The 26,984-nt window shown below is 45.7% G+C and carries 22 protein-coding genes, 1 tRNA gene and 1 pseudogene; 2 read left to right on the top strand and 22 right to left on the bottom strand.

The window, feature by feature from the left end; genetic code table 11:
• The 17 genes from carB to BMZ71_RS03875 all read right to left on the bottom strand — a co-directional run.
• The coding region (gene carB, locus BMZ71_RS03955; RefSeq protein ID WP_093234114.1) for a carbamoyl-phosphate synthase large subunit at positions 1-1,468 on the bottom strand (1,468 nt) is incomplete at its 3' end.
• On the bottom strand, positions 1,461-2,561 hold the full coding sequence (carA, locus tag BMZ71_RS03950; RefSeq protein WP_086988182.1) for a glutamine-hydrolyzing carbamoyl-phosphate synthase small subunit: 1,101 nt from the start codon (positions 2,559-2,561) through the stop codon (positions 1,461-1,463). The genes carA and carB, both read right to left, overlap by 8 nt.
• A gap of 346 nt (positions 2,562-2,907) precedes the next feature.
• Positions 2,908-3,660, bottom strand: a complete 753-nt coding sequence (locus BMZ71_RS03945) for a histidine phosphatase family protein (RefSeq protein WP_086988183.1) — start codon at positions 3,658-3,660, stop codon at positions 2,908-2,910.
• A 99-nt stretch (positions 3,661-3,759) separates the two neighbouring features.
• Complete coding sequence (locus BMZ71_RS03940) at positions 3,760-5,745, bottom strand: fructose-1,6-bisphosphatase (RefSeq protein WP_086988184.1); 1,986 nt, start codon at positions 5,743-5,745, stop codon at positions 3,760-3,762.
• Between the two features lie 435 nt (positions 5,746-6,180).
• Entirely contained in the window at positions 6,181-6,639 is a 459-nt protein-coding gene (gene smpB, locus BMZ71_RS03935) for an SsrA-binding protein SmpB (protein WP_086988185.1), read from the bottom strand.
• Positions 6,640-6,664: 25 nt separating this feature from the next.
• Entirely contained in the window at positions 6,665-9,031 is a 2,367-nt protein-coding gene (rnr, locus tag BMZ71_RS03930) for a ribonuclease R (protein ID WP_086988186.1), read from the bottom strand.
• Between the two features lie 2 nt (positions 9,032-9,033).
• Positions 9,034-9,792, bottom strand: a complete 759-nt coding sequence (locus tag BMZ71_RS03925) for an alpha/beta hydrolase (protein ID WP_086988187.1) — start codon at positions 9,790-9,792, stop codon at positions 9,034-9,036.
• 235 nt (positions 9,793-10,027) lie between these two features.
• The gene (secG, locus tag BMZ71_RS03920) at positions 10,028-10,267 is read right to left on the bottom strand and encodes a preprotein translocase subunit SecG (protein ID WP_068561081.1); all 240 of its coding nucleotides are present in this window, start codon (positions 10,265-10,267) and stop codon (positions 10,028-10,030) included.
• Positions 10,268-10,603: 336 nt separating this feature from the next.
• On the bottom strand, positions 10,604-11,773 hold the full coding sequence (locus BMZ71_RS03915; protein WP_086988188.1) for a phosphoglycerate dehydrogenase: 1,170 nt from the start codon (positions 11,771-11,773) through the stop codon (positions 10,604-10,606).
• Positions 11,773-12,858 carry a 3-phosphoserine/phosphohydroxythreonine transaminase gene (gene serC, locus BMZ71_RS03910; RefSeq protein WP_086988189.1) on the bottom strand — a complete coding sequence of 362 codons (1,086 nt, stop codon included), beginning with the start codon at positions 12,856-12,858 and terminating at the stop codon, positions 11,773-11,775. The genes BMZ71_RS03915 and serC overlap by 1 nt, the downstream gene beginning before the upstream one ends.
• Before the next feature lie 322 nt (positions 12,859-13,180).
• Positions 13,181-14,479 carry a phosphopyruvate hydratase gene (eno, locus tag BMZ71_RS03905; protein WP_068561078.1) on the bottom strand — a complete coding sequence of 433 codons (1,299 nt, stop codon included), beginning with the start codon at positions 14,477-14,479 and terminating at the stop codon, positions 13,181-13,183.
• A gap of 94 nt (positions 14,480-14,573) precedes the next feature.
• On the bottom strand, positions 14,574-16,106 hold the full coding sequence (gpmI, locus tag BMZ71_RS03900; protein ID WP_086988190.1) for a 2,3-bisphosphoglycerate-independent phosphoglycerate mutase: 1,533 nt from the start codon (positions 16,104-16,106) through the stop codon (positions 14,574-14,576).
• Entirely contained in the window at positions 16,106-16,861 is a 756-nt protein-coding gene (tpiA, locus tag BMZ71_RS03895) for a triose-phosphate isomerase (protein ID WP_068561076.1), read from the bottom strand. Before tpiA ends, gpmI begins: the two co-directional genes overlap by 1 nt.
• Positions 16,862-16,887: 26 nt before the next feature.
• Positions 16,888-18,078: a phosphoglycerate kinase gene (locus BMZ71_RS03890; protein ID WP_086988191.1), complete on the bottom strand. Its 1,191-nt coding sequence runs from the start codon at positions 18,076-18,078 to the stop codon at positions 16,888-16,890.
• A 110-nt stretch (positions 18,079-18,188) separates the two neighbouring features.
• Positions 18,189-19,190 carry a type I glyceraldehyde-3-phosphate dehydrogenase gene (gap, locus tag BMZ71_RS03885; RefSeq protein ID WP_086988192.1) on the bottom strand — a complete coding sequence of 334 codons (1,002 nt, stop codon included), beginning with the start codon at positions 19,188-19,190 and terminating at the stop codon, positions 18,189-18,191.
• Between the two features lie 39 nt (positions 19,191-19,229).
• Complete coding sequence (locus BMZ71_RS03880) at positions 19,230-20,267, bottom strand: sugar-binding transcriptional regulator (RefSeq protein ID WP_086988193.1); 1,038 nt, start codon at positions 20,265-20,267, stop codon at positions 19,230-19,232.
• A gap of 368 nt (positions 20,268-20,635) precedes the next feature.
• Positions 20,636-21,730, bottom strand: coding sequence for an RNA polymerase factor sigma-54 (locus tag BMZ71_RS03875; RefSeq protein ID WP_177187485.1), 1,095 nt, complete (start codon positions 21,728-21,730; stop codon positions 20,636-20,638).
• Between the two features lie 225 nt (positions 21,731-21,955).
• Here BMZ71_RS03875 and BMZ71_RS03870 point away from each other — a divergent pair.
• Positions 21,956-22,027 (top strand) — tRNA-Arg (locus BMZ71_RS03870).
• Positions 22,028-22,280: 253 nt separating this feature from the next.
• On the top strand, positions 22,281-22,928 hold the full coding sequence (gene clpP / locus BMZ71_RS03865; protein ID WP_256957849.1) for an ATP-dependent Clp endopeptidase proteolytic subunit ClpP: 648 nt from the start codon (positions 22,281-22,283) through the stop codon (positions 22,926-22,928).
• 380 nt (positions 22,929-23,308) lie between these two features.
• Here the strand turns inward: clpP and BMZ71_RS03860 are convergent, their stop codons facing one another.
• The 5 genes and pseudogenes from BMZ71_RS03860 to BMZ71_RS03840 form a co-directional block, all read right to left on the bottom strand.
• Positions 23,309-23,497, bottom strand: a complete 189-nt coding sequence (locus BMZ71_RS03860; RefSeq protein WP_068561070.1) for a DNA-directed RNA polymerase subunit beta — start codon at positions 23,495-23,497, stop codon at positions 23,309-23,311.
• 81 nt (positions 23,498-23,578) lie between these two features.
• Positions 23,579-24,550, bottom strand: a pseudogene (mreB, locus tag BMZ71_RS03855) (rod shape-determining protein MreB); the annotation flags it as partial.
• 64 nt (positions 24,551-24,614) lie between these two features.
• A complete protein-coding gene (murA, locus tag BMZ71_RS03850; RefSeq protein WP_086988197.1) occupies positions 24,615-25,928 on the bottom strand; it encodes a UDP-N-acetylglucosamine 1-carboxyvinyltransferase in 1,314 nt (437 codons plus the stop codon).
• Positions 25,929-26,047: 119 nt separating this feature from the next.
• Positions 26,048-26,302 carry a DUF1146 family protein gene (locus tag BMZ71_RS03845; RefSeq protein WP_086988198.1) on the bottom strand — a complete coding sequence of 85 codons (255 nt, stop codon included), beginning with the start codon at positions 26,300-26,302 and terminating at the stop codon, positions 26,048-26,050.
• A 256-nt stretch (positions 26,303-26,558) separates the two neighbouring features.
• Positions 26,559-26,984 carry a F0F1 ATP synthase subunit epsilon gene (locus BMZ71_RS03840; protein ID WP_086988199.1) on the bottom strand — a complete coding sequence of 142 codons (426 nt, stop codon included), beginning with the start codon at positions 26,982-26,984 and terminating at the stop codon, positions 26,559-26,561.

Here is a 26,984-nt window from a genome sequence, read left to right as displayed (position 1 = left end):
ATTTCTTCGCTTCGCGCAACGTCTCCAGATCCTTCACATTGGCTGCCACTTCTTTTTCAAGATCGATGATGTGCTTGAATTTGTACAGGAAGAAGTAGTCGATTTCGCTCCATTCGTGGATCGTTTCCGGTGTCACGCCGCGGCGCAACGCTTCTCCCAGATAGAACAGACGCTCGTCGCAAGCAACGCGAATATTCTGTTCGATTTCTGCCATCGTCACGGTCTGGCCTTGGTCTTTCGGCAAGGCCAAATGGTTGACGCCATACTCCAAAGAGCGGACGGCTTTCAGCATCGATTCCTCGAACGTATGGCCCATGGCCATGACTTCGCCTGTCGCTTTCATCTGTGTGCCGAGAGTGCGGTCGCCCTTTTCGAATTTATCGAACGGGAAACGCGGGATTTTGGAGACGATGTAATCCAAAGCCGGCTCGAAAGCCGCATAGGAAGTGCCGGTGACCGGGTTCTTCATTTCATCCAGAGTCAAGCCGACAGCGATCTTCGCCGCCATCTTCGCGATCGGATAACCGGTCGCTTTACTCGCCAAAGCCGAAGAACGGCTGACGCGCGGGTTCACTTCGATGATGTAGTAGTCGAACGAGTACGGATCCAATGCCAACTGGACATTACAGCCGCCTTCGATTTTCAGGGCACGGATGATCTGTAGGGAGACGTCGCGCAGCATTTGGTATTCTTTATCGGATAAGGTTTGGGAAGGCGCCACGACGATGGAATCGCCTGTATGGACGCCGACCGGGTCGATGTTTTCCATGTTGCAGACGACGATGGCGTTGTCGTTGCTGTCGCGCATTACTTCGTACTCGATTTCCTTGAAGCCGGCGATCGATTTTTCCAACAGACATTGTGTCACCGGTGAGTAGCGCAAGCCATTGGCGACGATTTCGCGCAGATCGGCTTCATTATGACAGATGCCGCCGCCGGTACCGCCCATTGTGAAGGCCGGACGGACGATCAGAGGATATCCGATTTCGGCTGCGAAGCGAAGCGCTTCGTCCACCGTATGGATGATGTCGCTTTCCGGAACCGGCTGATGCAATTCCGCCATCAATTGACGGAACAGATCACGGTCTTCGGCTTGTTGGATGGAACTCAATTTGGTTCCCAACAACTCGACATTGAACTCTTCCAACACGCCTGCTTTATCCAATCCCACAGCCATATTCAGACCGGTCTGTCCGCCCAAAGTCGGCAGCAAAGCATCCGGACGCTCTTTTCGGATGATATTCGTGATGAATTCCACAGAGAGTGGCTCCATGTAGACTTTATCGGCGATTTCAACATCCGTCATGATCGTAGCAGGGTTGGAGTTGACTAAAATGACTTTGTATCCTTCTTCTTTTAACGCCAAGCATGCTTGCGTTCCGGCATAGTCAAATTCAGCGGCTTGGCCGATGATGATTGGGCCTGAGCCGATCACTAAAATGGATTGAATGTCGGTACGTTTAGGCATGTTGTTTTCCTCCTTGGACTGCTTTCATCATATCTACAAAATGATCGAACAAGTAATTGGCATCGTGCGGTCCCGGCGCTGCTTCCGGGTGGTATTGAACCGAGAAGACCGGTTTGGTTTTGTGTTTGACGCCTTCATTCGTACCGTCATTCAGAGCACGATGCGTTGCGAGCAAATCTGTTTGGCTCAGGCTTTCCTCATCCACGGCATAGCCATGATTTTGACTCGTCAGGCTGATTTTGCCGGTTTCGAGATCTTTCACCGGATGATTCGCACCGCGGTGACCGAATTTTAATTTGTAGGTTGTCGCGCCGCTCGCCAATGAGATCAACTGGTGGCCTAAGCAAATACCGAACATCGGCAGATTATCCTGGGCAATCAATTGCTTGATTGTTTCGATTGCTTCCGGAACGGATGTCGGATCTCCAGGTCCATTGCTTAACATGATGCCATCCGGTTTGTAGGCCAAAATTTCTTCTGCGCTTGTATTCCAAGGAGCCAGAATGACTTCGCAGCCTCTTTTCAATAATTCAGCAAGGATGTTGTCTTTGAAGCCGAAGTCAAGCAAGACAACGGTTGGACCTTCACCTGCATATTTCTTGATTTCTTTTGTAGAATTCACTTGGATTTCGTCAACCGGCAATTCATAGGCTTTCAATGATGCCACAATCGCATCCAAGTTGTCCGCATTTTTTACCATTGTACCGCGCATAACGCCGGCGTTGCGGATTTTTTTGGTGATGCTGCGTGTATCGACACCGTAGATTCCAGGGACATCAAATTCCTTCAAAGCGACATCCAACGTTTTGGTGCAGCGGAAGTTGCTCGGATGCTCCGCCAACTCATGCACGACCATTCCTTTCAAGCCTGGATGTAAGCCTTCAAAGTCATCTTCGTTGATGCCGTAGTTGCCGATCAACGGATATGTGAACGTGATGATCTGGCCTGTGTAGGAAGGATCGGACAACGTTTCTTGGTAACCCGTCATCCCTGTGTTGAATACGATCTCCCCGATTGCATCCTTTTCTGAGCCAAAAGCATATCCTGGATAGCAGCTACCATCTTCTAAAACTAAAAATCTACGTTGTTTCATGTTCTTCCTCCTGATTTCTGATTGACAAGGTTCATACCTCACGCTTGCATGAAAAATAGGAAAATGTAAAAAAAACACACCTATTATTGGGCGTGTTTCAACGGTTGTTTACATTAATCGTTTCACATGCCTTGTTAGCCTCTCTGTGCTAATTTAAAGACGTTCTGGCCACGCTGTATCCCGTACAGTATTGTGGATTACGTTAATTTTAGACTATCTGGATAAGATTTTCAATTGATTTTTCCCAAAAAGGAAAAAAAGATGTGATTTTTAATTGTTTTTGAATTTTAAACATAGAAATACCCTTGGAACCAAAGGCTTTTGTTCCAAGGGTACTGACCATAATTTATTTTACGTCCTCTTCGGTTTTATCGGCAGGCGTCACTTTGTGTACTTCCGGTTCCTGCTCATCGGCAGGCGTGAAGTCATCGACAAAATGATCGGTGCCGTTATATAGATCCAAGTGATAAAAGCCATCCTCATAGCGGACGACCGAAATGCTGGCGTTATCCAGATGGCGGTCGATCGAGAAATCAGGAATGACAGCGTGGATCATGTTGCGGATCGTCATCCCGTGGGAAACGATCAGAATGTTTCTTTCGGAATCACGGTGCTCGCCGATCAGTTTGATCAAACCGCGTTCGACGCGCAGCCAGAAAGTCATGTAGTCTTCAGCTTCATGGTAAGGATCCATTTCCTTCAATCCGTTCAACTCTTCGATGACGGAACGGTGGGCATCATAATTCGGCTCGCCATCCGCGCTTCCAAGGAATTTATTCAGGTTCCCCCAGGTTTCGCTCGCATCCAGCCCTTCAAAAGAGCCAAAGAATATCTCCCTGAACTCAGGCATAGCCACTACTTTCAAATGATCGGCATGCTGATTTTCTTTCAAAATGATCTGTGCTGTTTCAAATGTCCGTCTCAAGTCGCTGCAGTAGACCGCATCGAACTTGACATCGCCCAAGCCTGCTCCGCTTCTCATGACATCGCGTCTGCCTCTGGGCGTCAGTGGGGTATCGGACCAGCCTTGCATCCGATTGTATTTATTAAGATACGTTTCTCCGTGTCGCATAAAATAAAACGTTACTCCCTTTTTCAAGGTTAACCCGCCTCTCTTAAGCTATTTTCGCTTTTGGATACTTGCTTTCCTTCCCTTATCTTAACAATTCCGGCGGCCGATTGCATCTATTTCGTGCAACTATTTGTCGCTGAGCAGATCTTCCACGATTTCACCGGATTTATAGGCGCGCAACAGCTGGTGCAGGTCAGTGACTTGCTGGGTCAGCTTCTTGCCGACATCCGTCTGCCTTACCGTCTTGCGTTCCAATTCCTTGTCGACGATGCGTCGGGTTGAAACGATGTCCTTTTCGTTCTCGATGGCATCCTGACGGGAAGTGAACGGCTGATGCGAAACCAGCTGCATCCCAAAAGAGTTGTACAATAATGTATAACCGGCCAACCCCGTCGTGTTCTGGTAGGCTTTCGAAAAGCCACCGTCGATGACGATCAGCTTGCCATCCGCCTTCAGCGGATTCTCACCGATTTTTTCTTTGACCGGTGTGTGCCCGTTGATGATATGGCCTTTATTTGGATCCAGTCCGAATTCCTTCAGTATTTTGTGTGATAGTTCCACATTGTCGCGTTGCTCGTAATACAGGTTCTTCTTCTCGATATGCGTTTCTTTTTCCGCGACATAAAGACGCTCGAAAGTCGTCATCTTATCCTTGCCGAACAAGGACGATGCTTTTCCTTCCCATAGATACCAAATCAAATCCAGAATACGCACATTATGTTTCTTTCCTTCGCGGTTCAAATAGCCTTTGCGCAATACTTCTTCGTACTTGTCCAGGAGGGCTTTGCCGCTGTACTTGACGTTCGCGATCGGCAACTCCATGAAGCTGCCGTCCGGATTCAGCGGCACACACCCATGGAACAAAAGATTATCATTGTAGCTCAAATACATGCTGCCTTTGCTGAAAAGGAATTGGACGTGCTTCTGCAGTCTTTCCGAATTCAAGAAGCCAGTCATGAGTCTTTCTACAACTAATCTTTCCTCTTCGGTCAAGCGGTAGGGATCAGCTGGATCGACTGTCGGAAAATAATCGCACAGCATCGGATATTCTTTCCCATCCAATTTCACCGTTCCTGTTTCGTAATTGATGAAATCCAGCACCATCCGATCGGCCATATCGAATTCCGGATGGCGTTTGATGATTTCCCCTTCAAGCTTGAATTGGATGATTGAAATCGCCTGGTTCATTTTAGCGATTTGGCGGAGTTCTTCCGGGAAAATTTTACTTTCATCTTCGGTGTTGATTTTCGGCATGAACGGTTCGTAGCGGTCCTCCTTGTAGACCATTTCCGCAAACGTGATCAGCGGACGCAAAGAAATTCCGTAGGCATCCTCGATGATTTCAAGGTTGTTGTAACGGGCACAGATACGGATGACATTGGCCATACAGGCTGCTGACCCGCTAGCGGCACCCATCCAGAGGACATCATGGTTGCCCCATTGGATATCCAACTCGTGTCCGTCCATGAAGGTGTCGATGATTTTGTCAGGGAACGGCCCTCTGTCGTAGATGTCCCCGACAACATGCAGGTGATCTACCACCAGACGCTGGATGACATGCGAGATGGCAGCGATCAATTCGGTGGCGCGGTCCAAGGAAATGACGGTTTTGATGATCTTTTCGTAATAATCCTCTTTGTTCGTCATGATCGTGTCTTTGAAAAGCAGTTCCTCGATGATGTAGGCATAATCGGCCGGAATCGCCTTTCTGACTTTCGATCGCGTGTATTTCGAAACGGTGAACGCGCAAAGTTCCGTGATGCGCAACAAGGTCAACGAATAAAACTCATTGATTTCCTCTTCGGATTCCAAGCTGTCCACAATCATGTCGATTTTGTCTTCCGGGTAGTAGACGATTGTCGCAAGCTGGTTCATTTCACGGGTGCTCAGGCGCCCTTGGAAAATCTCGCGGATCTTTTCTTTGACGTTCCCGGATCCATTCCTGAGTACATGCTGCACGGCATCGTATTCCCCATGCAGGTCACTGATGAAGTGCTCGGTTGCTTTCGGCAAGTTCATGATGGCTTCCAAGTTGATGATTTCGGTTACTGTTTTTGCTGCTGTCGGATATTCTTTTGCCAGCAATCGAAGATACTTGTCTTTCGTTATCATTACAATTACACCCCTACTTTTTTCATTTCACTCAGAATGGAACCCCGCAAGGCAAACGTTGCTTACAGGATTATCTTTATTTTTCGTGACAAGATGATTACTTCTATCATAGCTTGAATTTAAAAAAAATGATAGACAAGATACAAAAATTACACAATTGGTCACAATTTCGACAGTGTACCTGTCCGATGGTTGCTGTAGTCCAAACCGGAGTGCGCCTGCTCCGGTGAGGGTTGCCTCATCGGAGTTGGCGAAGACAACATGATCCGCTCCTCCGGCGAAGCCTGCTTCGTCGGAGCTGGGTGCGGATTCTAAATTCTCCTCCGACGAAAGACGGCTTCGCCGGAGCTGTCAGTAATTTACCACTCATACCGAAAAAACGCGCCCGCACTCCATCAGGAATGCAGGCGCGTTTTTGTTGGTGCGCATATACGGTTATCTTTCCTTCATTGCTCTGTCGATTTCACGTTTCATATCTTTTTGTTTCAATGCATCGCGCTTATCGTAGCTCTTTTTCCCTTTTGCCAGCCCGATGAGCACTTTCGCAACTCCATTTTTGAGATAGACTTTCAACGGCACCAACGTGACGCCTGTCGTCTTGGTCTCTTCAATCAAATATTTGATTTGTTTTTTATGCAGCAGTAATTTCCTGGTACGCAGCGGGTCGTGGTTAAAGATATTGCCCTGTTCGAATGGGCTGATATGCACATTCTGGAGAAATACTTCCCCGTTCCGGATACTTGAATAGCCATCCTTCAAGTTTATTTTCGCTTTGCGGACGGATTTGATTTCCGTTCCTGTCAGCACCATCCCAGCTTCTATCGTATCCAGGATGATGTAATCATGACTGGCTTTTCTGTTCTGCGCTAAAACTTTTCCTTCGCCTTTTGGCATACTTCGACACCTTCATTTCGTTAGCTTACTTCTTTTTGCCTCTGTCCTTTTTCCCTTTGGTTTTTTTGCCTGTACGGGAATAGAATGGCTCTTTTCCTTTTGCGGTCTTTTTGCGCGGCCCGCTGTCGCGATCGGATTGGCCCGGTTTCCGTTTTTTGCCCTTCGGAATCTTCGAGCGGATCTGTTTGACCAGATCCTGATCGCTTTGGCTCTGAGTCTTATCCTTATCGATGACCAATGAGAAATCGATGGCGCGCGTGACAGGATCAGAATTTTCTACTTTGATTTTGACTTTTTGGCCAATGCGGTACATGACCCCGGTGCGTTCACCCATCAAAAGCATATGACTTTCGATGTAGTTAAAGTAATCTTCCGCCATTTTCGAGATATGCACGAGGCCTTCCACGGTGTTAGGCAACTGCACAAAAATACCAAATTTTGTAACGGAACTGATGACGCCTTCGAACTCTTGTCCAATTTTGTCCATCATGAATTCTGCCTTCTTAAGCGACTCGGTTTCGCGTTCCGCATCTACGGAGCGGCGTTCCATCTGCGAACTCTGAACAGCGATATCCGGCAATTGCCCCTTCCATTTCTCAACCACCTTCGGATCGACGATACCTTTTCCATACGTGCGGATCAACCGGTGAACGATCAGATCGGGATACCTTCTGATCGGTGAAGTGAAGTGAGTATAATCTTTTGCAGCCAGCCCGTAGTGGCCCACGGGAACTGCATCATATTTCGCTTGCTGCATGCTGCGCAACAGCGTGGTCGAAACAACGGCTTCGTAGGGCTCGTCCTTGACTTTCGCCAAGACAGCCTGCAGTTGCTTCGGTTTTACGTTTTCATGCGTACCGCTCACAAGAATGCCGAAGGTCGTCACAAATTCCAGGAAGCGCATCATTTTGGTCGGGTCCGGTTGCTCGTGGATCCGGTAGATGAAAGGCAGATTTGCCTTCGTGAAATGATGGGCGATCGTTTCATTCGCACTCAACATGAAAGATTCGATGAGGCGCTCGCCGACACCGCGGTCTTGCACATAGATGTCCAGCGGGCGGCCGTTTTCGTCCACGATGATTTTCGCTTCATCGGATTCGAAATCGATGGCCCCGCGTTTTTGACGTTTTTTCAAAAGGGTTTCATGGAGTATTGCCATATCTTCGAACATCGACACAAAATCGCTGTATTTATCACGTAGTTTTTTGTCGTTATCCATCAAGATTGCGTTGACGTCGGAGTAGGTCATCCGTTGTTTCGACTCGATGACACTCGGGAAAATATCATAAGCAACCACTTCCCCATCCGCATCCAATTCCATCTCACAGGATAATGTCAAACGATCTTCATGCGGCAGCAAGGAACAGATACCATTCGATAATTTTTGGGGAAGCATCGGAACGACCCGATCCGTCAGATAGACACTGGTGCCGCGTTCATAAGCTTCGCGATCGATTGGAGAATTTTCCGTCACATAATAGGAAACATCCGCGATATGTACACCCAACAGATAATTGCCGTTTTCCAGTCGTTTCAGAGAAATCGCATCATCCAAATCCTTCGCATCGGCGCCATCAATCGTGACGATCTGTTCCGAGCGCAAATCACGTCTGCCTTCCAACGCTTCGGCCGGAATCTCCAACGGGATATTTTCGGCCTGGGCCAACACCTCCTCCGGAAATTCGGAAGGGATGCCGAACTTATACAAGATGGCCAGAATGTCCACACCAGGCGCATCCTTATGGCCGATTTCTTTCGTGACCAGCCCCTCCATTTTGATTGGATTCTGCGGTGTCGGATAGCTGGTGATTTCAACCAGACAGACACTGCCCTCCACAGGATGAAGGCCTTCTGGCTTGATGTAGACAACAATGCTGTTGATTTTAGTATCTTGTGGGATGACAAACCCCAAAAACCCAGTTTCTTCACGACGGTCCGAATCGTATGGAACAAACTCACCGACGACCTGATTCGACTTGCGCGTCAAAACAGCAGTTACCTCGGCTTCGACACCTCTGTCATTCCAAGGCTCGGCCTCACGGGTGATTTTAACTTCGACCGTGTCCCCTTCCATCGCGCTGCCGGTTTTGCCGCGCGGGATGAAGAGATCACTCTCATTCGGATCGATCGTCACAAAGCCGAAACCACGATCGTTGCTTCTGAAAGTACCTGTCATTGTGGCACTTTGCGTTTTAAGACGGAATTGTCCGGTTTTGTTCAGTACCAGAATCCCTCTTTCTTCCAACTGAGCAAAGACTTTTACTAGTGCTTTGAATTCATCGGATTCCGTGTAACCCAACGCTTCACTTACTTGCTTCAAGGTCATGCTCTTTGCGGCATGCTCTTGAAAATAGGCTAGAACGTCAATTTGGATCTGATCTATCTTTCTCATACTTATCCCTCATTCCAATATAGTCGGTTCAAAAATGCCAAAACTGTTTCCTCAAATACGTTTCTGTCTTTCCCGACAGTAATAACATGCGTTGCTTCAGAGAAGAAATGATAATCCACTTCTGCATTTACGAGGCGATCCGCCAACAATTTCCCGCAGTCGGCGCTGATCATTTCATCCTTGCCGGATTGTGCGATGTAATAGGGAACTGTGATGTCGGCAAGATTCGCCTTGATCAGTTCCGTAAACTCATCCAATTGGGCAAGCTGGGCATTCAATTTTGGCTTCATCAGCGCCAATTCGTGCTCGATTTCCAGATTCGCCATACCGAGTTTCTTTTTCGACAGATTGGCGAAATGCATAAAACTGATCGGCACGCGGGAATCCTCAAAACTGATGATTGGTGAATTGAAAGATCCGCCACCGATAAATCCGCCTGTTTCGATGGCTCTTGTTGCCATAATGCCTCCCATCGACAGTCCGAAAACGGCAAGCTGGTCGTATCCCTTTTCCATCAGTTCTGCTTTTGCACGCATGGCATCAGCGAACCAGATATCAGGGCCGCCTAAATCGAGGATATCCTCAAATCGGTCGGTTGCATGCCCCGTAAAATTCGGTGCATATACAGTATACCCATTCCGTTCCAAAAACCGTCCCAACAAACGCACATCATTTGCACTGCCGGTGTAGGCATGCAGCAAAAGGACGGCGCGCGGGCCTGCTTCGAAGAAAAAGGGTTCTGGTAAATGGATTGCTTTCATAATATTCCTCCCAACTCGTTCATCTTCATTTTACTGTATTTACAGCTTTTTTCCTAATATATCCAATCTGACTATAAATAATTTTGACCGTTTGTCCATTGGGAAAATATTTTGCCCGATGTCGATCCCGCTCTGGAAATTCTCGGTGAACTGCTCCTCGCCGGGAATTTTGGTCTGTTTGCGTGCCTTAACTAAAAAAAGCAGAAACCGGATAGTGGGTCTCTGCCTGCAATAGTTAATTTGAGGATAGATAGGTCAAAGCCAGGGCGATCAGGATGAACAGCGCTCCGAGAACGACTGTGATCTGACGCAATACCGCTTCAAAACCTCTTGCCTTTTGTTTTCCGAATAATTGCTCTGCTCCACCTGTAAGTGTACTGGCTGCATTTGTTTTTGACGGTTGCATCAGCACAACAATGATCAACAGCACAGAAACAACCAACAGGGCCGTTAATAGTACATCGTATAATGACAAAGGATGGACCTCCCTATAATAATTTTCTACTACTAACTTTAGCACAAATTATAGGGTTTTGCTAGCAATTTCAGAAAAGAAAAGCGCCCGGACCTGCCGCCTCCAACGAAGAGAACTGTCCGGACACTTTTTCCGTTCTTTTTTAGGGGGATGTCCCACGTTTAAAACGGAGATCCATCACGCTCTTCTTGAAACGCGAATCATCACACTCTCTTTGAAATGTGTTCTGATTCGCAGACACCACTACCGTTTCGAAACCAGCTGTCGTTCACAAAAGAGGTGAACGACAGCTGGTTTCTCCAACGTACGGGTGTCTAAACGCGAATCATCACACTCTTATCTTCTGATGACGCGGACGTTTACGATGCCGTCGATTTTTTTGAAATTCTCGACAACTTCATCCAGTACTGCTTGGTCAGTTTCGGCGATATCGATGACAGTGTAGGCATAGTTGCCGCGGCTGCGGTTCAGGATATCTTCGATGTTGATGAAGTATTTAGCCAAACCGGATGAAATCTGTCCGACCATGTTCGGGATGTTCTTGTTGATGACCGTTATGCGGATAGGAGAATGCATCGCGATATCGACTCCCGGGAAGTTTACGGAATTCACGATGTTCCCTGTTTCCAGGAAGTATTTTAATGTTTGGGCTGCCATGATTGCGCAGTTCACCTCAGCTTCTTCAGTAGAAGCGCCCAAGTGAGGCATTACAATGATGTCATCATTATGAAGCAAAGCTTCGTCAGCGAAATCTGTAACATATTTGCGGATGCTCTTTTCTTTCAATGCTGCCAGCATATCAGCTGTGTTGACCAATTCGCCACGGGCAAAATTCAAAAGAACAGCATTGTCTTTCATTTGAGCCAGGAAAGCTGCATCAACCATACCTTTTGTTTCGGCATTGACGGGCACATGGATGGAAATGTAATCAGCTTTAGCCAATACTTCTGCGATTGAAGCTGCCTTTTGGACACGACGGTTGATGTTCCATGCTGTTTCCACTGAAACATATGGGTCATAACCAATGACTTCCATGCCTAAACGGAATGCATCGTTGGCCAACATCGCGCCGATAGCACCAAGGCCGATGACACCCAATGTTTTACCGGATATTTCCGTCCCCGCAAATTGGCTTTTGCCTTTTTCAACTTGCTTCTCAACATCGTCACCACTTAATGTTTGGACCCAATCCAGTCCTTCTTTGATTGGACGGGCAGCCATGATCATAGCTGCCAACACAAGCTCTTTGACCGCATTGGCATTCGCGCCTGGTGTGTTGAAGACAACGACGCCTGCTTCGGAACATTCTTCAACGGGTACGTTGTTGACGCCGGCGCCGGCACGGGCAATGGCTTTCAAGCTCTCAGGGAATTCCATGCCATGCAGTTTTTCACTGCGGAGGATGATGCCGTCAGGATTTGCGCCTGAATTAAGGACAAATTGATCTGCATTCAGTAAATTTAAACCTTCTGGGGCAATCGCGTTGTAAGTTTTAATCTCGAACATTATTTGAAATTCCCTTCCTTAGCTTCAAAAGCTTTCATAAATTCTGTTAATTCTTTGACACCTTCGTACGGGAATGCGTTGTAGATACTTGCGCGCATACCGCCGACAGAACGGTGGCCTTTCAGGTTAAGGAAGCCTAACGCTGTAGCTTCTTTGACGAATTTCGCATCCAATTCTTTATCTCCGGTAACGAATGGGATATTCGTTAATGATCGGGAATTGACAGCAACTGGAGAAGAGAATAAATCTGATTCTTCAATCGTACGGTACAGTAAGCCAGCTTTTTCTTCGTTCATTTTTACCATAGCTTCCACGCCGCCCAAATCCTTCAACCATTCGAAGACTAATTTAGCTACATAGATAGAGAAACTTGGTGGTGTATTGTAAAGAGAATCGTTTTTGATGTGTGTACGGTAATCAAGCATGCTTGGTAATGCATTCTCGGTTTGGATCAGGTCTTCTTTCACGATCACAATCGTCAATCCTGCAGGCCCGATATTTTTTTGTGCTCCAGCGTAGATCAATCCGAAGTCGTTGACATCGTAACGATTGGATAAAATGTTGGAAGACATATCGGCAACGATCGGTGCATTCACGAAACGAGGGATTGTTTGGAATGCTGTTCCTTCGATTGTGTTGTTGGTTGTGATATGGATGTAGTCATATGCTTCGTCTGTTTCCGGAATTTCAGGAATGTAAGTGAAATTATCCGCTTCGGAACTTGCCAATACTTCAATATTGGGCACTTTTAAAATCTTAGCTTCAGAGATGGCTTTCTTAGCCCATGATCCGGAGTTGATGTAACCGACTTTGCCGCCTTTTCCAAGATTCATCGGAATCATGGAGAACTGCAGACTTGCACCACCTTGCAGGAACAAAACTTTGTATCCATCCGGAATATTCATTAATTCCCTTAATAATTGTTCTGCATCCTGAATGATTTCTTCGAACAAGGAGGAGCGGTGACTCATCTCCATAACTGACATGCCACTATCTTTATAGGATAGCATTTCACTCTGTACTTTCTCTAAGACTGATTCTGGTAATATTGCTGGACCAGCGGAAAAATTTCTTGCTCTTTTCATCCTTTTGTCTCCCCCTTATCAATTGTCCTCATTATTTACTAATAATAATTTAATCTTATTATAGCAGATTATGCTACGAATGAAAGCGAAAATGCCTATTTTCCAAAAATAATTACATACGGATGTTAGGAACAAACCTCGAAAATATCATAATATTGGAACCTAAATCGAATTTATCGACCAAAAACCGAACGTTATAGCTTTACGCAACAAAAAAAGTCCGGCGTTCCAAGCGCCGGACTTTTCTCGTGTCTGGTCATCCCAGACGGTCTTTATGTGAAGACAGTGTTCCAAGCACTGCCTTCCTGTTAATCAATTAAAATTATTTGTTTTTTAGGTTGTAGAAAGATTTCAAACCATCGTATACAGCCAATTCACCTAATTGATCTTCGATGCGTAACAATTGGTTGTATTTAGCGATACGGTCAGTACGGCTCAATGAACCAGTTTTGATTTGTCCAGCGTTTGTTGCAACAGCGATGTCAGCGATTGTAGCATCTTCTGTTTCGCCTGAACGGTGAGAAACAACTGCAGTGTAACCAGCTTTTTTAGCCATTTCGATAGCTTCAAAAGTTTCAGTCAATGAACCGATTTGGTTAACTTTGATCAGGATTGAGTTAGCAACGCCTAATTCGATAGCTTTAGAAAGTTTTTCAGTGTTTGTAACGAACAAGTCGTCACCAACGATTTGAACTTTGTCGCCTAAAACTTCAGTTAATTTCTTAGTACCTTCCCAGTCATTTTCGTCCAAGCCATCTTCGATTGAGATGATTGGGTATTTTTTGCATAGGTCAGCGTAGAATTCGATCATTTCATCGACAGTTTTTTCGCCTTCGCCTGAATCAGCTAAGTCGTAAACACCTTTTTCTTTGTTGTAGAATTCTGAAGAAGCAGCATCCATAGCAAGAACAACGTCTTTACCAGGTACATAGCCAGCTTTTTCGATAGCTTCGATGATTACTTCGAAACCTTCTTCGTTTGAACCCAAGTTAGGAGCGAATCCACCCTCGTCACCTACAGCAGTAGAGTAACCTTTAGATTTCAAGATTGCAGCCAATGCGTGGAATACTTCAGCACCCATACGTAGAGCTTCTTTGAATGAAGGAGCGCCTACAGGCATGATCATGAATTCTTGGAAGTCGATGCTGTTGTCAGCATGTGATCCACCGTTGATGATGTTCATCATTGGAGTTGGTAATGTTTTAGCGTTGAATCCGCCTAGGTATTGGTACAAAGGTACGTCCAGGTAATCTGCTGCAGCGCGAGCTACTGCGATTGATACTGCCAAGATTGCGTTAGCGCCCAATTTTTCTTTGTTAGGAGTGCCATCTAAGTCGATCATTGTTTTGTCGATAGCTAATTGGTCACGTACGTCGAAACCTAGGATAGCATCAGCAATGATGTCGTTTACGTTGGCTACAGCTTTCAAAACACCTTTTCCAAGGTAACGCGCTTTGTCGCCATCACGCAATTCGATTGCTTCGTGTTCGCCGGTAGAAGCTCCTGATGGAACCATTCCGCGTCCGAAAGCGCCGCTCTCTGTGTAAACTTCAACTTCGATAGTTGGGTTTCCGCGTGAATCAAGTACTTCTCTAGCTAAAATATCTGTAATGTATGGCATGGTTTTCTCTCCTTTTAGTTGACTGAATTACTTGTGTTACCAAGTATCATTTTAGACAATTTTCTTACTTTATGCAATAGCTGAAGCGTTTTGCTTACGCTTTAACGATCAGCGATTCGCCTGTCATTTCTGCTGGTTTTTCTACGTTCAATAAATCAAGCATAGTTGGAGCAACGTCGGCCAATTTGCCGTCGGTGCGCAACGTAACGCCTTCTTTGGTTACGATCACAGGAACCGGTACGGTTGTGTGCGCAGTATGCGGTTGTCCGTCTTCAGTGGACATAGTATCCGCGTTACCGTGGTCAGCGAAGATGATGGCATAGCCACCTTTTGCATGGATAGCGTCAACGACAGCACCCAAGTTCTCATCCACTGCTTCAATCGCTTTGATTGTAGGTTCCAACATACCTGAATGGCCTACCATGTCAGGGTTCGCAAAGTTAAGGATGATGGCGTCGTATTTGTCGTCATTGATCTCTTTCACTAATGCTTCGCCCACTTCATAAGCACTCATTTCAGGTTTCAAATCATAGGTTGCAACTTTCGGTGAAGGGATCAGGATGCGTCCTTCGCCTTCGAAAGGCTCGTGACGTCCGCCGTTCATGAAGAAAGTTACATGCGGATATTTTTCAGTTTCCGCGATACGCAGTTGTGAAAGGTTGTGTTGTGCCAACACTTCACCCAGCACATTCGTCATCGGGATCGGCTTGAAGGCGATATCCGCAATAACTGTGTCTTGGTAAGAAGTCATTGTCACAAATTTCACGTTTGTTGCGCGCTCTTTGCGATCGAAATTCGTCCACTCTTCGTTAGTGAAGGCATTCGACAATTGAATCGCGCGGTCCGGACGGAAGTTGAAGAAAATGATCGCATCATTGTCTTGCAGCGGTCCTACTGGCTTGCCGTCTTTAACGATGACAGTCGGCAGTACGAACTCATCCGTTTTACCGTCTGCATAGCTTGCTTTTACGACATCTTGTGCAGACTCAAACTTCTCGCCTTCGCCGTGTGCGATGGCGTTGTATGCCAATTCAACACGTTCCCAACGGTTGTCACGGTCCATTGCGTAGTAGCGACCGGAAACAGTCGCAATTTCGCCCAGTCCGATCTCTTCCATCGCTTTTTCCACTGTTTCGATGTAGCCTGGTGCAGCGTGAGGATCCACGTCGCGGCCATCAAGGAAAGCATGCAGATACAGTTTTTTGACGCCTTTTTCTTTAGCGCTCTTGATCAAAGCGATGACATGGTTGATGTGACTGTGCACACCACCGTCGGAAAGCAGGCCGAAAAGATGCAAAGCAGAATCATTTTCAGTCGTGTGATCGTAAGCACCGACAAGCGCTTCGTTCGTCAAGAATTCGCCATCTTGGATAGCTTTGTCGATTCTTGTCAAACTTTGGTAGACAACGCGTCCGGCACCAATGTTTGTATGCCCTACTTCAGAATTACCCATTTGGCCTTCAGGAAGTCCTACAGCCAATCCGGAAGCCAGCATCGTTGCATGCGGAAAATTGTTCCAATAACGGTCAAAGTTCGGTTTCTTTGCTAGCTTAACCGCATTGCCCATCATTTCGTTTCTCCAGCCGAAGCCGTCCAAAATAATTATCGCTACCGGTTTTTTACTCATTATTTAATAGCCTCCAATAATGCTAAGAATGAATCAGAAACCAAACTCGCACCACCGACCAAAGCGCCATCGATATGTTCTTCAGCCATGTATTCTGCAATGTTCTCAGGTTTAACGCTGCCGCCGTATTGAACGCGGACTTTGTCAGCCACTTCTTGGCCGAAGATTGAAGCTACAGTTGCGCGCACTACGCCGCAAGTGTCGTTCGCATCTTTTGCAGTAGAAGATTTCCCTGTACCGATTGCCCAGATTGGCTCATAAGCGATAACCAGGTTAGCTACTTGGTCTGCAGTCAAATCTTTCAAGGCTGCTGTAATTTGTCCTGAAACCCACTCGTTTGTTACGCCTGATTCGCGTTGTTCCAACGTTTCGCCGCAGCAAACGATTGGTGTCATACCATTGCGAAGAATAGCGTGCGCTTTTTTGTTGATATCTTCATCTGTTTCGTGGAAGTACTCACGTCTTTCAGAGTGTCCGATAATGACGTAGTCGACGCCTAAGTCGCCTAAAGCTTTCGGGCTGATTTCACCTGTGAAGGCACCCTCTTCTTCAAAGTAACAGTTTTGCGCGGCAACCTTCAAATCAGTTCCCTCTGTAGCTGCTACCATGTTTTCTAAAAATAAAGCCGGTGATCCAATAACAGCTTCCACTTTGTCAAAAGCAGGAACCTTAGTTTTTACAGCTTCGATGAATGCTTGTGCTTCCTTAGCTGTTTTGTTCATTTTCCAGTTACCGGCAATAATCGGTTTACGCAATATAATCACTCCTTAAGATAGGTTGCTTATTTGTCAGAAATTGATGCTACACCTGGTAATTCTTTACCTTCAAGGTATTCCAATGACGCTCCGCCACCTGTTGAGATGTGCGTGAAATCATCAGCAAAGCCTAATTGCATAGCAGCTGCAGCAGAGTCTCCGCCACCGATGATTGTTACAGCATCGCTTAATTTAGCGATTGCTTCGCAAACACCGATTGTTCCCTGAGCAAAGTTAGATAATTCGAACACACCCATAGGTCCGTTCCATACGACAGTTTTCGCGCCTTCAAGCTCTTTAGCGAATAATTCTACGGAAGCAGGTCCGATATCCAATGCCATTTGATCAGCAGGGAATTCTTCGTTCTTCGCGATTGTGATTTCCACATCGTTGCCGAATTCGTGAGCCATTTTAGCATCGATAGGCAAGATCAATTTATCGCCAGCGCTCTCCAACAATTCTTTAGCCAATTCCACTTTATCAGCTTCCAGTAAGGATTTACCGATTTCAAGTCCTTGTGCTTTCATGAATGTGTAAGCCATGCCGCCACCGATAAGTACTTTGTCGGCTTTGTTCAACAAGTGTTTGATGACGCCGATTTTGTCGCTGACTTTCGCTCCGCCTAAGATAGCTACGAACGGACGAACAGGCTCATCAACAGCTCCGCCGATGAACTTGATTTCTTTCTCCATCAAGAATCCAGCAGCACTTTCAAGGTTAGAAGCGATTCCGACGTTTGAAGCATGCGCACGGTGAGCCGTACCGAATGCATCGTTTACGAACAGGTCGCCCAGGCTAGCCCAGTATTTGCCCAATTCAGCATCGTTTTTGCTTTCTTTTTTGCCGTCAACATCTTCGAAACGAGTGTTTTCGAATACCAAAACATCTCCATCTTTCAAAGCTGCAACTGCAGCTTCCAAAGCTTCGCCACGTGTTTCAGGAACGAAAGTGACTTCTTTGCCCAACAATTCAGCCAAACGGTCAGCTACAGGCTTCAAGCTCAACTTCGCTTTGTCTTCTTCAGCTTTTACTTTTCCTAAGTGAGAGAAAAGGATGACTTTTGCGTTATTTTCGATCAAGTAGTTGATTGTAGGAAGAGCTTGAACAATACGGTTATCGTTAGTGATTGCTCCATCTTTCATAGGAACATTGAAATCAGCACGAACCAATACTTTTTTTCCAGCTACATCTAAATCTGTTACAACTTTCTTTGTCATTACGTCGCCTCCTGATATGTGTATCTACATAAGAAAAGCGAGGAAGCGCGTTGCCTCCCCGCTTTTGATATCTTCTACGATTCAGCTTTCATTAGATGAAAGATGTGATCTTATAAGCTAGCAAATTCTACTAAAGTACGAACTAATTGTGAAGCGTAAGACATTTCGTTGTCATACCAAGCAACAGTTTTAACTAATTGTTTGTCTCCAACAGTCATAACTTTAGTTTGTGTAGCATCGAATAAAGAACCGAAGTTGATTCCTACGATATCAGTTGAAACCAACTGATCTTCAGTGTAGCCATAAGATTCGTTAGCAGCAGCTTTCATTGCAGCATTGATTTCTTCAACAGTTACAGCTTTTTCCAATACAGTAACTAATTCAGTCAATGAACCGGTAGGAACTGGAACACGTTGAGCAGCTCCGTCCAATTTGCCTTTCAATTCAGGCAATACGTCACCGATAGCTTTAGCAGCACCAGTTGTGTTAGGAACGATGTTTGCTGCAGCAGCGCGCGCACGACGGAAGTCACCTTTAGGATGTGGAGCATCCAAAGTGTTTTGGTCGCCAGTGTATGCATGGATTGTAGTCATTAAGCCTTCAACGATTCCAAATTCATCGTTCAATACTTTAGCCATTGGAGCTAAGCAGTTAGTTGTGCAAGATGCGCCTGAAACGATAACATCGTCAGCACTCAATTCGTTGTGGTTAACGTTATAAACGATTGTTTTAACGTCGCTACCTGCTGGTGCAGATAAAAGAACACGTTTAGCGCCTGCATCAACGTGAGCTTGAGCGCCTGATTTGCTCATGAAGAAACCAGTACATTCCAATACGAACTCTACGCCAAGTTCTGCCCATGGAAGATCTGCTGGGTTACGTTGTGATAACACTTTGATGTCTTTTCCGTTTACAGTGAAGAATCCGTCATTAACTTCTACATCACCATTGAATCTGCCTTGAGTTGTATCATATTTCAATAAGTGAGCTAACATTTTAGCGTCAGTCAAGTCATTGATTGCTACAACTTCGATTCCTTCTACTTCTTGAATACGGCGGAATGCTAAACGTCCAATACGTCCAAAACCGTTAATACCAACTTTTACTGTCATACTGAGATTTCCTCCTTAGGATAAGTCAAAATTTTTATTTTAAAGGGTTACCCCTTTTAAAATCAGATTAGCTGCGCCCTCATCCGTAATCAGCCATGTTTGATGCGGGGCATATTTCATGAACGCTTTAATAGCCTTGGCTTTCGTGCTTCCCCCTGCAATGGCCATTGCGTACGGGATCTTTTCGATTTCTTCAATCTGAAGCCCGAAGCGGGACAATCGATAGACGATTTCTCCATTTTCATTGAAGTAACAACCAAAGGCTTCACCTACCGCATTATGCGCTTCTAGGGACGAAATCAACCCATGCGACATCCTGCGTCTTTCCATCATTACTTTAGCATTACCGATGCTATATAACAAGCAATTTGCCTTTTTCATGACGGATAAAGTATGTTTGATCGATGGCTCGGATTTCATTGATGCATAAGCTTTTTCGCTCAAGTTATCGGGAACGAAAAGCGCCATGTTCTCACCGCCGACCAATTGCGCCATACGATCGCTGACACTGTTGGCTTGTATCGACATCGATTCGCCTAAACCACCTCGTGTCGGAACAAAAATAAAATTCCTGTTCTGGGACAATTCAGGTGAAAAATGTTCGGCAGCCCGTGCCATTGTACTCCCACCAGCCACAGCAACGATAAATTCGCCTGCCGGCAATAACGCATGCAGTTCTTTGGCTGCAGTTTTTCCGATTTCATCCAGAATGGATGCATCTTCATCGCTGTCACCAGGAACAATCCTACAAAACTGAATGTTCAAATAATCCGCTAAGGCCTTCTCTTTCGCATTCATATTCAGCAATAACCGCATGAATTTTTCCAGGTGACGGAAAACATTTTCGCCTTCCTCGGTCAACTCCATTCCGTTCTTGGAACTCGATAGGAGACCTTGTTTCCGCAAAAAATCTGTCTCAGTCCGCAAAGTCCTTTCTGATAAGGAAACTTTATCGGCCAGGACGCGTCTTCCGACTGGAGCGTACATTTGGATATTACGCATGATATGGTAACGATTTTGAAGGACTGACATAATATCCGGGACTATTTGCTGCAAGACTGAAATAGACTCTTCCATAACAACCCTCTTCATTTGCACGTGGACGCTTTTCGCCCCGCTGCAATCTCAGGCGGTCCTCGTTTATTTCATGTCAGGAGAGATGTAATAAGACTGTAAATATTTTTTTACTTCCGTCTATTCTCCCTCGTCTTTACTTCATTATTTTAACAGTAAACACTAGACGTTTCAAGAGTTTTGATAAATTAATTCAAATTCCTTCAAAAAGGATTCGTTCAATATATCACGAGTAGCCTATAATCCGATTGCCTTTCGGATGTACGCTTTCAAAAAACCTTGATACAACAACCATTCAAAAAGGGTCGTTTTATGTCCCGTCATTGTTTAGCGCTTCGCATCTTTTTACTTATCTTAACCGCTTTTCGTGGCTATTCACCGCATAATTGGTGCAACAAAAATGTCCCACGGTCCGTTTCAATCATTTTCTCCAATATTTCTTCGCGCATCACAGTGACCGGAACCGCCAAATCTTCAGCCAAGCGAGTCACATCGAGCGGCCCCAGTTCTCGGCCTTCCAGGAAAAAGCCTTTCTGCAAGGAACAGATCAATTCTCCCGCCGCAAGCAACATTTCTTTTCTGAATGCCAGCGCCGACCGCAGTTGCTCCCCTTCCGTTTTCTTCGCTGCCAAAAATTGTTGTACGTCTTCATCATCATGCTGCAGCATCTCTTCATAATATTCTTTTTGAAAAACAACAAATGGAGAAGCCCACTCATTGTATTTCACAGTCAGGTGCCCATCCAGCAGTTGCAGATAAAGATCCGGTCTCGGCAAAAATAGATTGTCATCGCCGAATGCGGATCCCGGTGTCGGGTCCAACGATTGGACATACTCGAATACACTTTTCACGTCAGCCAGATCAACTGCCATTTCATCCGCTATTTCTTGCCAGTTTTTATCACTGAAAGCAGTGAAGAAATTTTCCAAGACATAATAGGCGATTTCCGGCGCGTATTCATCCCGCTCCGTCTGCAGCATCAGACATTCCTGCAGATTCCGGGCACCCACACCTGGGGGATCCAATTGGTGCAGAAGCGTCAATGCATCCAACATCTCAATCGGTTCGACGCCCTTCTGTTCCGCGGCTTCATTCAGATTGATGGTGACGTACCCCTCCGGATTGATGAACGCCACCAAGAATAACACCAAATCGCGCAAGGGTGTATCCCGCATACTTGCATAGATTTGTTCCAATAAAAAAGTATCCAACGCCGGCACTTCTTCAGACACTTGATCCATTGCGGAAGCAGTGTCCATAGGGTCGTCCTTATCCGGCTTGTATACAACCGTTTTTTCTTTTACAGCGCGTTCGTCGAATTCTTTATTTATTTTCACTTCGATCAAAGGATTGCCCAACGCTTTTTGTTGAAGATAAGCGAACAACTCCTCGTTGTCGTATCCCACAAGCTTCAGCGATTCCTCTAAGCTTTCCTTATCCATATGCACACTTGATATAACTAACACATCAACCCCTCCTCCCCCTTTTAGAATCATTTTATCACACACAAGCATTTATTGAAATCGTTTTCAGTTAAAGGGATTGGATTTCAATCGCAGCAGGATTGGTGATTCAGTAGTTTAAAGGACGTTCTTCCGACTTAAAGAGACGTCCCAGACAACTCTGGAATTTGAAATTGAATTTCCCCCTTGCCATCTTTCACGCTATAGGTTATAATTTTAATGTTGCTTGTCTCCTTAGTGTAATGGATATCACGTAAGATTCCGGTTCTTGAGATGGGGGTTCGATTCCCTCAGGAGACGTATTATTTTATTGATGCATCAACGTTCCCAGCATTTGGATGCAAAGCAAATGCAAAAAATCTCCTTTCCCCCGCGGAAGAGGAGATTTTTTTATTCGATTTTTTATTCACCCTGAATACAATCCGCATTTCTGCTATCTATTTTTGGACATTTGCTGACTGAAACGATATGATTGACTAAGGTATATTTCACCAGAAATCGTCAGACTTATGGACAAACATTACAATTGACCTTTCCTGACCAATGAGTTAAAATAAACCATGTAAAGAAAAACTGTTCATTCAAAACGAACGAGGAGGAAACATATATGAACTTAATCCCTACAGTAATAGAACAATCATCCCGTGGTGAACGTGCATATGATATTTATTCCCGTCTTCTGAAGGACCGCATCATCATGTTGAGCGGCCCTATCGACGATAATACGGCGAACTCAGTCATCGCGCAATTGCTATTCTTGGATGCCCAAGATTCCGAAAAAGATATCTATATCTACATCAACTCTCCAGGCGGTAGCGTGTCTGCCGGACTGGCCATCTACGATACAATGAACTTCATCAAGGCGGACGTTCAAACAATCGCTATGGGTATGGCAGCTTCGATGGGCAGCTTCTTGTTGACTGCCGGCGAGAAGGGCAAACGTTTTGCATTACCGAATGCAGAGATTATGATCCATCAACCGCTTGGCGGTGCACAAGGTCAAGCAACCGAAATTGAAATCGCAGCCCGCCATATCCTGCAGACACGCGAACGCCTGAATAAAATTTTGGCTGAACGCACAGGACAACCGATGGAAGTCATCGAACGCGATACCGACCGCGATAACTACATGACTGCTCAGCAAGCGAAAGATTACGGCTTGATTGACGAAGTCATGGTCAACTCAAAATCATTGAAATAAAAATATGCGACAAAAGCGAGGACGACCAGCAGAAGGATGCTGGCCGTCCTCGTTTTTATATGGCTGATTTTGTGGAGCATGGGTAGAAAGATTTGACCTTTTTCATTGGCACAACAGCGGATACGAGTTCGCAGCTCCGGTGAGGCGCCCGCTTACCGGCGGAGACCGATTGATATCGGTGCAAACTCCAGCGAGGCCATCCTTTCAGGAGTTCGCTCATCTAATTGCGTCTGTGCTCCGGCGAAGCCTTCGCTCACCGGAGCACAGCAAATGAAGAACAAAGAAATAATCCGAAACCCCACCCGCTCGCACCTATTAAGGAAAAAAATCAAAAAAGGGCAGACGGAACGCAATCGTTCCTGTCTGCCCTTCTTATTTCCTTAACGGATATAATCAAAGATATGTTCCCAGGTCTGCTTGCTGAAGACGAGGGCCGGATTGCCGTCACCCAGAACACCGTATCCGACCATCAATCCGGCTCCGAAGAGAATGAAAGCCATCAACATGAATATCAAAACCCACATCACCGTTGACAGTACAGGTTTGAAATCAAATTTCAAAGCGATCACCTATCTTCCTTTTTTTATTTTTGTTTTTTGGATCAGTCGCGCCAACAAACCGAAAAGTCCGCTGGACGGACGATTCTTTTGATCGATGTTGTTCAGTAGGATACCCGTTCCCAAAGCAACTGCATCCAATGGTTTTTCAGCAGCAAATACCGGAACTTTCAACTCGTTCGAGAAGAGTTTCTCGATTCCGCTGATCAAGGCACCCCCACCTGTCAACACGATTCCGGTGTTGATGATGTCGGCAGCCAACTCAGGAGGCGTCATTTCCAAAACTTCCTTCGCTTGCTCCACGACCAGAACCAAAGTCTCGTGCATCGCTTCATATACTTCCTTCGAAGTGATGTAAATAGTGCGCGGCAGTCCCGTCACCATGTCTCGGCCACGGATTTCCATCTTCTCTTCCTTCTCAGGCTCCAAAGCGGTTCCGATCGTTATTTTGATTTTTTCAGCAGTCCGTTCACCGATCAACAATTTGTGTTCTCTTTTGACGAAATTCATGATGTCGGCATCCAGTTTATCACCGGCTGTTTTGATCGAGCTGCTCGTTACGATACCGCCCAAAGACAATACTGCGATATCACTCGTTCCGCCACCCATATCGATGACCATATTACCGTTCGGCTGAAAAATATCAAGCCCGGCTCCGACAGCAGCAACTTTCGGTTCTTCCTCCAGATACACATTCTTGCCGCCGCTCTTTTCTGCGGCTTGGATGATCGCTTTTTGTTCAATCGTTGTGATGTTCGTCGGACAACAGATCAAAATGTTCGGCTTAGTCAAAAAACCCTTCACATTCAAGCGATCAATAAAGTGGGTCAGCATTGCTTCTGTGATGTCAAAGTCTGCTATAACGCCGCCTTTCAGCGGACGGATGACTCTGATGTTTGCCGGCGTACGCCCAACCATCATATAGGCTTCTTCCCCAACTGCTAAAACTTTTCCGGTTTTTGTGTCTACTGCGACAACGGAAGGCTCGTTCAAGACGATACCTTTCCCCTTAACGTGAATCAGTACATTTGCTGTACCTAAATCGATTCCTATATCTCTGGCCACGTTGTTCCCCTCTCAAACATTCATCATTTAGCGATAGCTATCTTGCGGACGACAGTTGTCCGACTTATTTTACGAAAAGTGCTTCAACTTCCGCATCGCTGAAAACATTTTTTTCATCTTCGGTTACACGTTCAACATCAGCACCCAAAGCCTGCAGCTTTTTATCGAATTCATAATAACCACGGTCCAAATGCGACAGATTCGTGACGCGTGTATAGCCTTTGGAAACAAGGCCAGCGATAATCAAAGCAGCTGCCGCTCGCAGATCCGATGCGGCTACTTCAGCGCCTTGCAGATCAGTATTGCCATGAATCAGGACCGTCTGCCCTTCGACTTTGAAATCAGCATTCATACGGCGCATCTCTTCCAAATGCATAAAACGGTTTTCGAATACCGTTTCGGTCATCGTGCTGGTTCCTTGGGATACTAATTGCGCAATCGTCATTTGTGCCTGCATGTCGGTAGGAAACCCTGGATGTGGCATCGTTTTGACATCGGTCGCTTTCAAAGAACGTGGACCGATGACACGCAGACCATTTTCTTCTTCCTGGAAAGCAACGTGCATTTCCTTCAGTTTCGAAATCAGCGGCTTGTTATGATCGGCAATCGCATCTTCGATAAAAACATTCCCGTTCGTGACTGCTGCTGCAATCATGAATGTTCCTGCTTCAATTCGGTCCGGGATGATCGAATGTTCTGTTGCCTTCATGGACGAAACGCCTTCGATACGGATTGTTTCTGTTCCGGCTCCGACCACTTTCGCGCCCATACGGTTCAGGAAATTAGCCAAATCGACGATTTCAGGTTCGCGTGCGACGTTTTCGATGATGGTGGTCCCTTCCGCCAAAGTAGCGCCCATCATGATGTTCTGAGTAGCACCGACACTCGGGAAGTCCAAATAGATGCGTGCACCGACCAATCTGTCGACTTTCGCTTCAACAAAACCGTTCTCGATTTTGATGTCAGCTCCCATTGCTTCGAAACCTTTCAAGTGAAGGTCGATAGGTCGTGTTCCGATGGCACAGCCACCAGGTAAAGCGATACGCGCGTGACCCAGACGTGCTAATAGCGGACCCATAACGACGATTGACGCACGCATTTTGCTGACATAAGCAAAGGGCGCTTCAAAATTGATGTCGTTTGATGCATCCGCTAAGATGGTGTTGTTTTTTTCTTGAAATTCAACGCCGACATTCAGATGTTTCAGAACATTATTCATTGTGAAAACATCAGACAGTATCGGAACGTTCGTCAATACAGATTGCCCTTCGCTTGCCAAAAGTGTAGCAGCCAAAATCGGCAAAACTGCGTTTTTTGCGCCTTCAACTTTAACTGTTCCTTCAAGACGGTTACCGCCGCGAACAATTATTTTTTCCATTAAAAATCCCTCCGAAAGTCAATTGTGATCTCATTTGTATGTTTGTATTGCAACTATTGTAAAAATGGAACTCTGATCTGCCTTTACAGGCACATTCTATTGTGCAACTGTGAGCGGGATCATGAGAACAGTAAGTAACTGATATTACGCGAGGTTGTCACCAACTCAAGCAGAAACGTACTTACCGTAAAGCCTAAAGCAATCGACAGAAAGAAATAGAGCACCCTTGCTTCGCGTATGTGTCCCTTTCTGATCCATTTCTCCAGTCTGATGGCTTTTAACGACCAAAAAGAAATGAAAATGAATATCATATGGGATAGCAATACTATTATACCGTTAAACAGCGTTAAGTCCAAGTGACGCACTCCTCCCATATTCTCAAACTATACTAACATAAATATTTTGAAAAAAAAACCAACAAGCTGTTTTTTGTCAGACTATCGCCTAAGAATTTACTAAGAAAATCGTTTACATTCATATTCTTTATCAGGTATAATAATATGTTACAATACATCGAAATGAAATTGCGGGCTATTTCTGTAGATAATCTATGCATATTATCCGCTTCACTAATTAAATGTCAGGAAATAAACGGAATCAAAAAAAGAGGCCAACGATGGCCTCTTTTTTTCAATTGGATCTATTTTTCGAAACACCGATACGGTTGATCGCTTTCGATAACGAAATCTTCGCGCGCTGGAATTCTTTTTCATTTTTGAAATCACGCGCTTCTGCCATCCGTTTTTCGGCGCGTTCTTTCGCGACTTCCGCACGGTCGATATCGATGTCGCGTGCGCGTTCCGCGCTGTTGGCAATGATGTTCACCACATTATCACGCACTTCCATGATGCCGCCATTGACGGCAATATGGTTCTGCGCCAATTCATCGGTCACACGCGTTACAATCAGGTCAGCGATCGCCAGAGGAACAATGATCGGGGTATGGTTTGGCATGATCGTAATGCCGCCATCCGTTGTCGTTGCGGTCACCGCCTTAGCACGATGCTGAAAAGCGATACCATCAGGCGTCACCACATTCACTTGCAGGTATGCCAT

Origin of the sequence: Trichococcus flocculiformis (assembly GCF_900113645.1) — a bacterium.
Lineage (GTDB): Bacteria > Bacillota > Bacilli > Lactobacillales > Aerococcaceae > Trichococcus > Trichococcus flocculiformis.
This window is presented reverse-complemented; position numbering and strand designations above follow the sequence as displayed.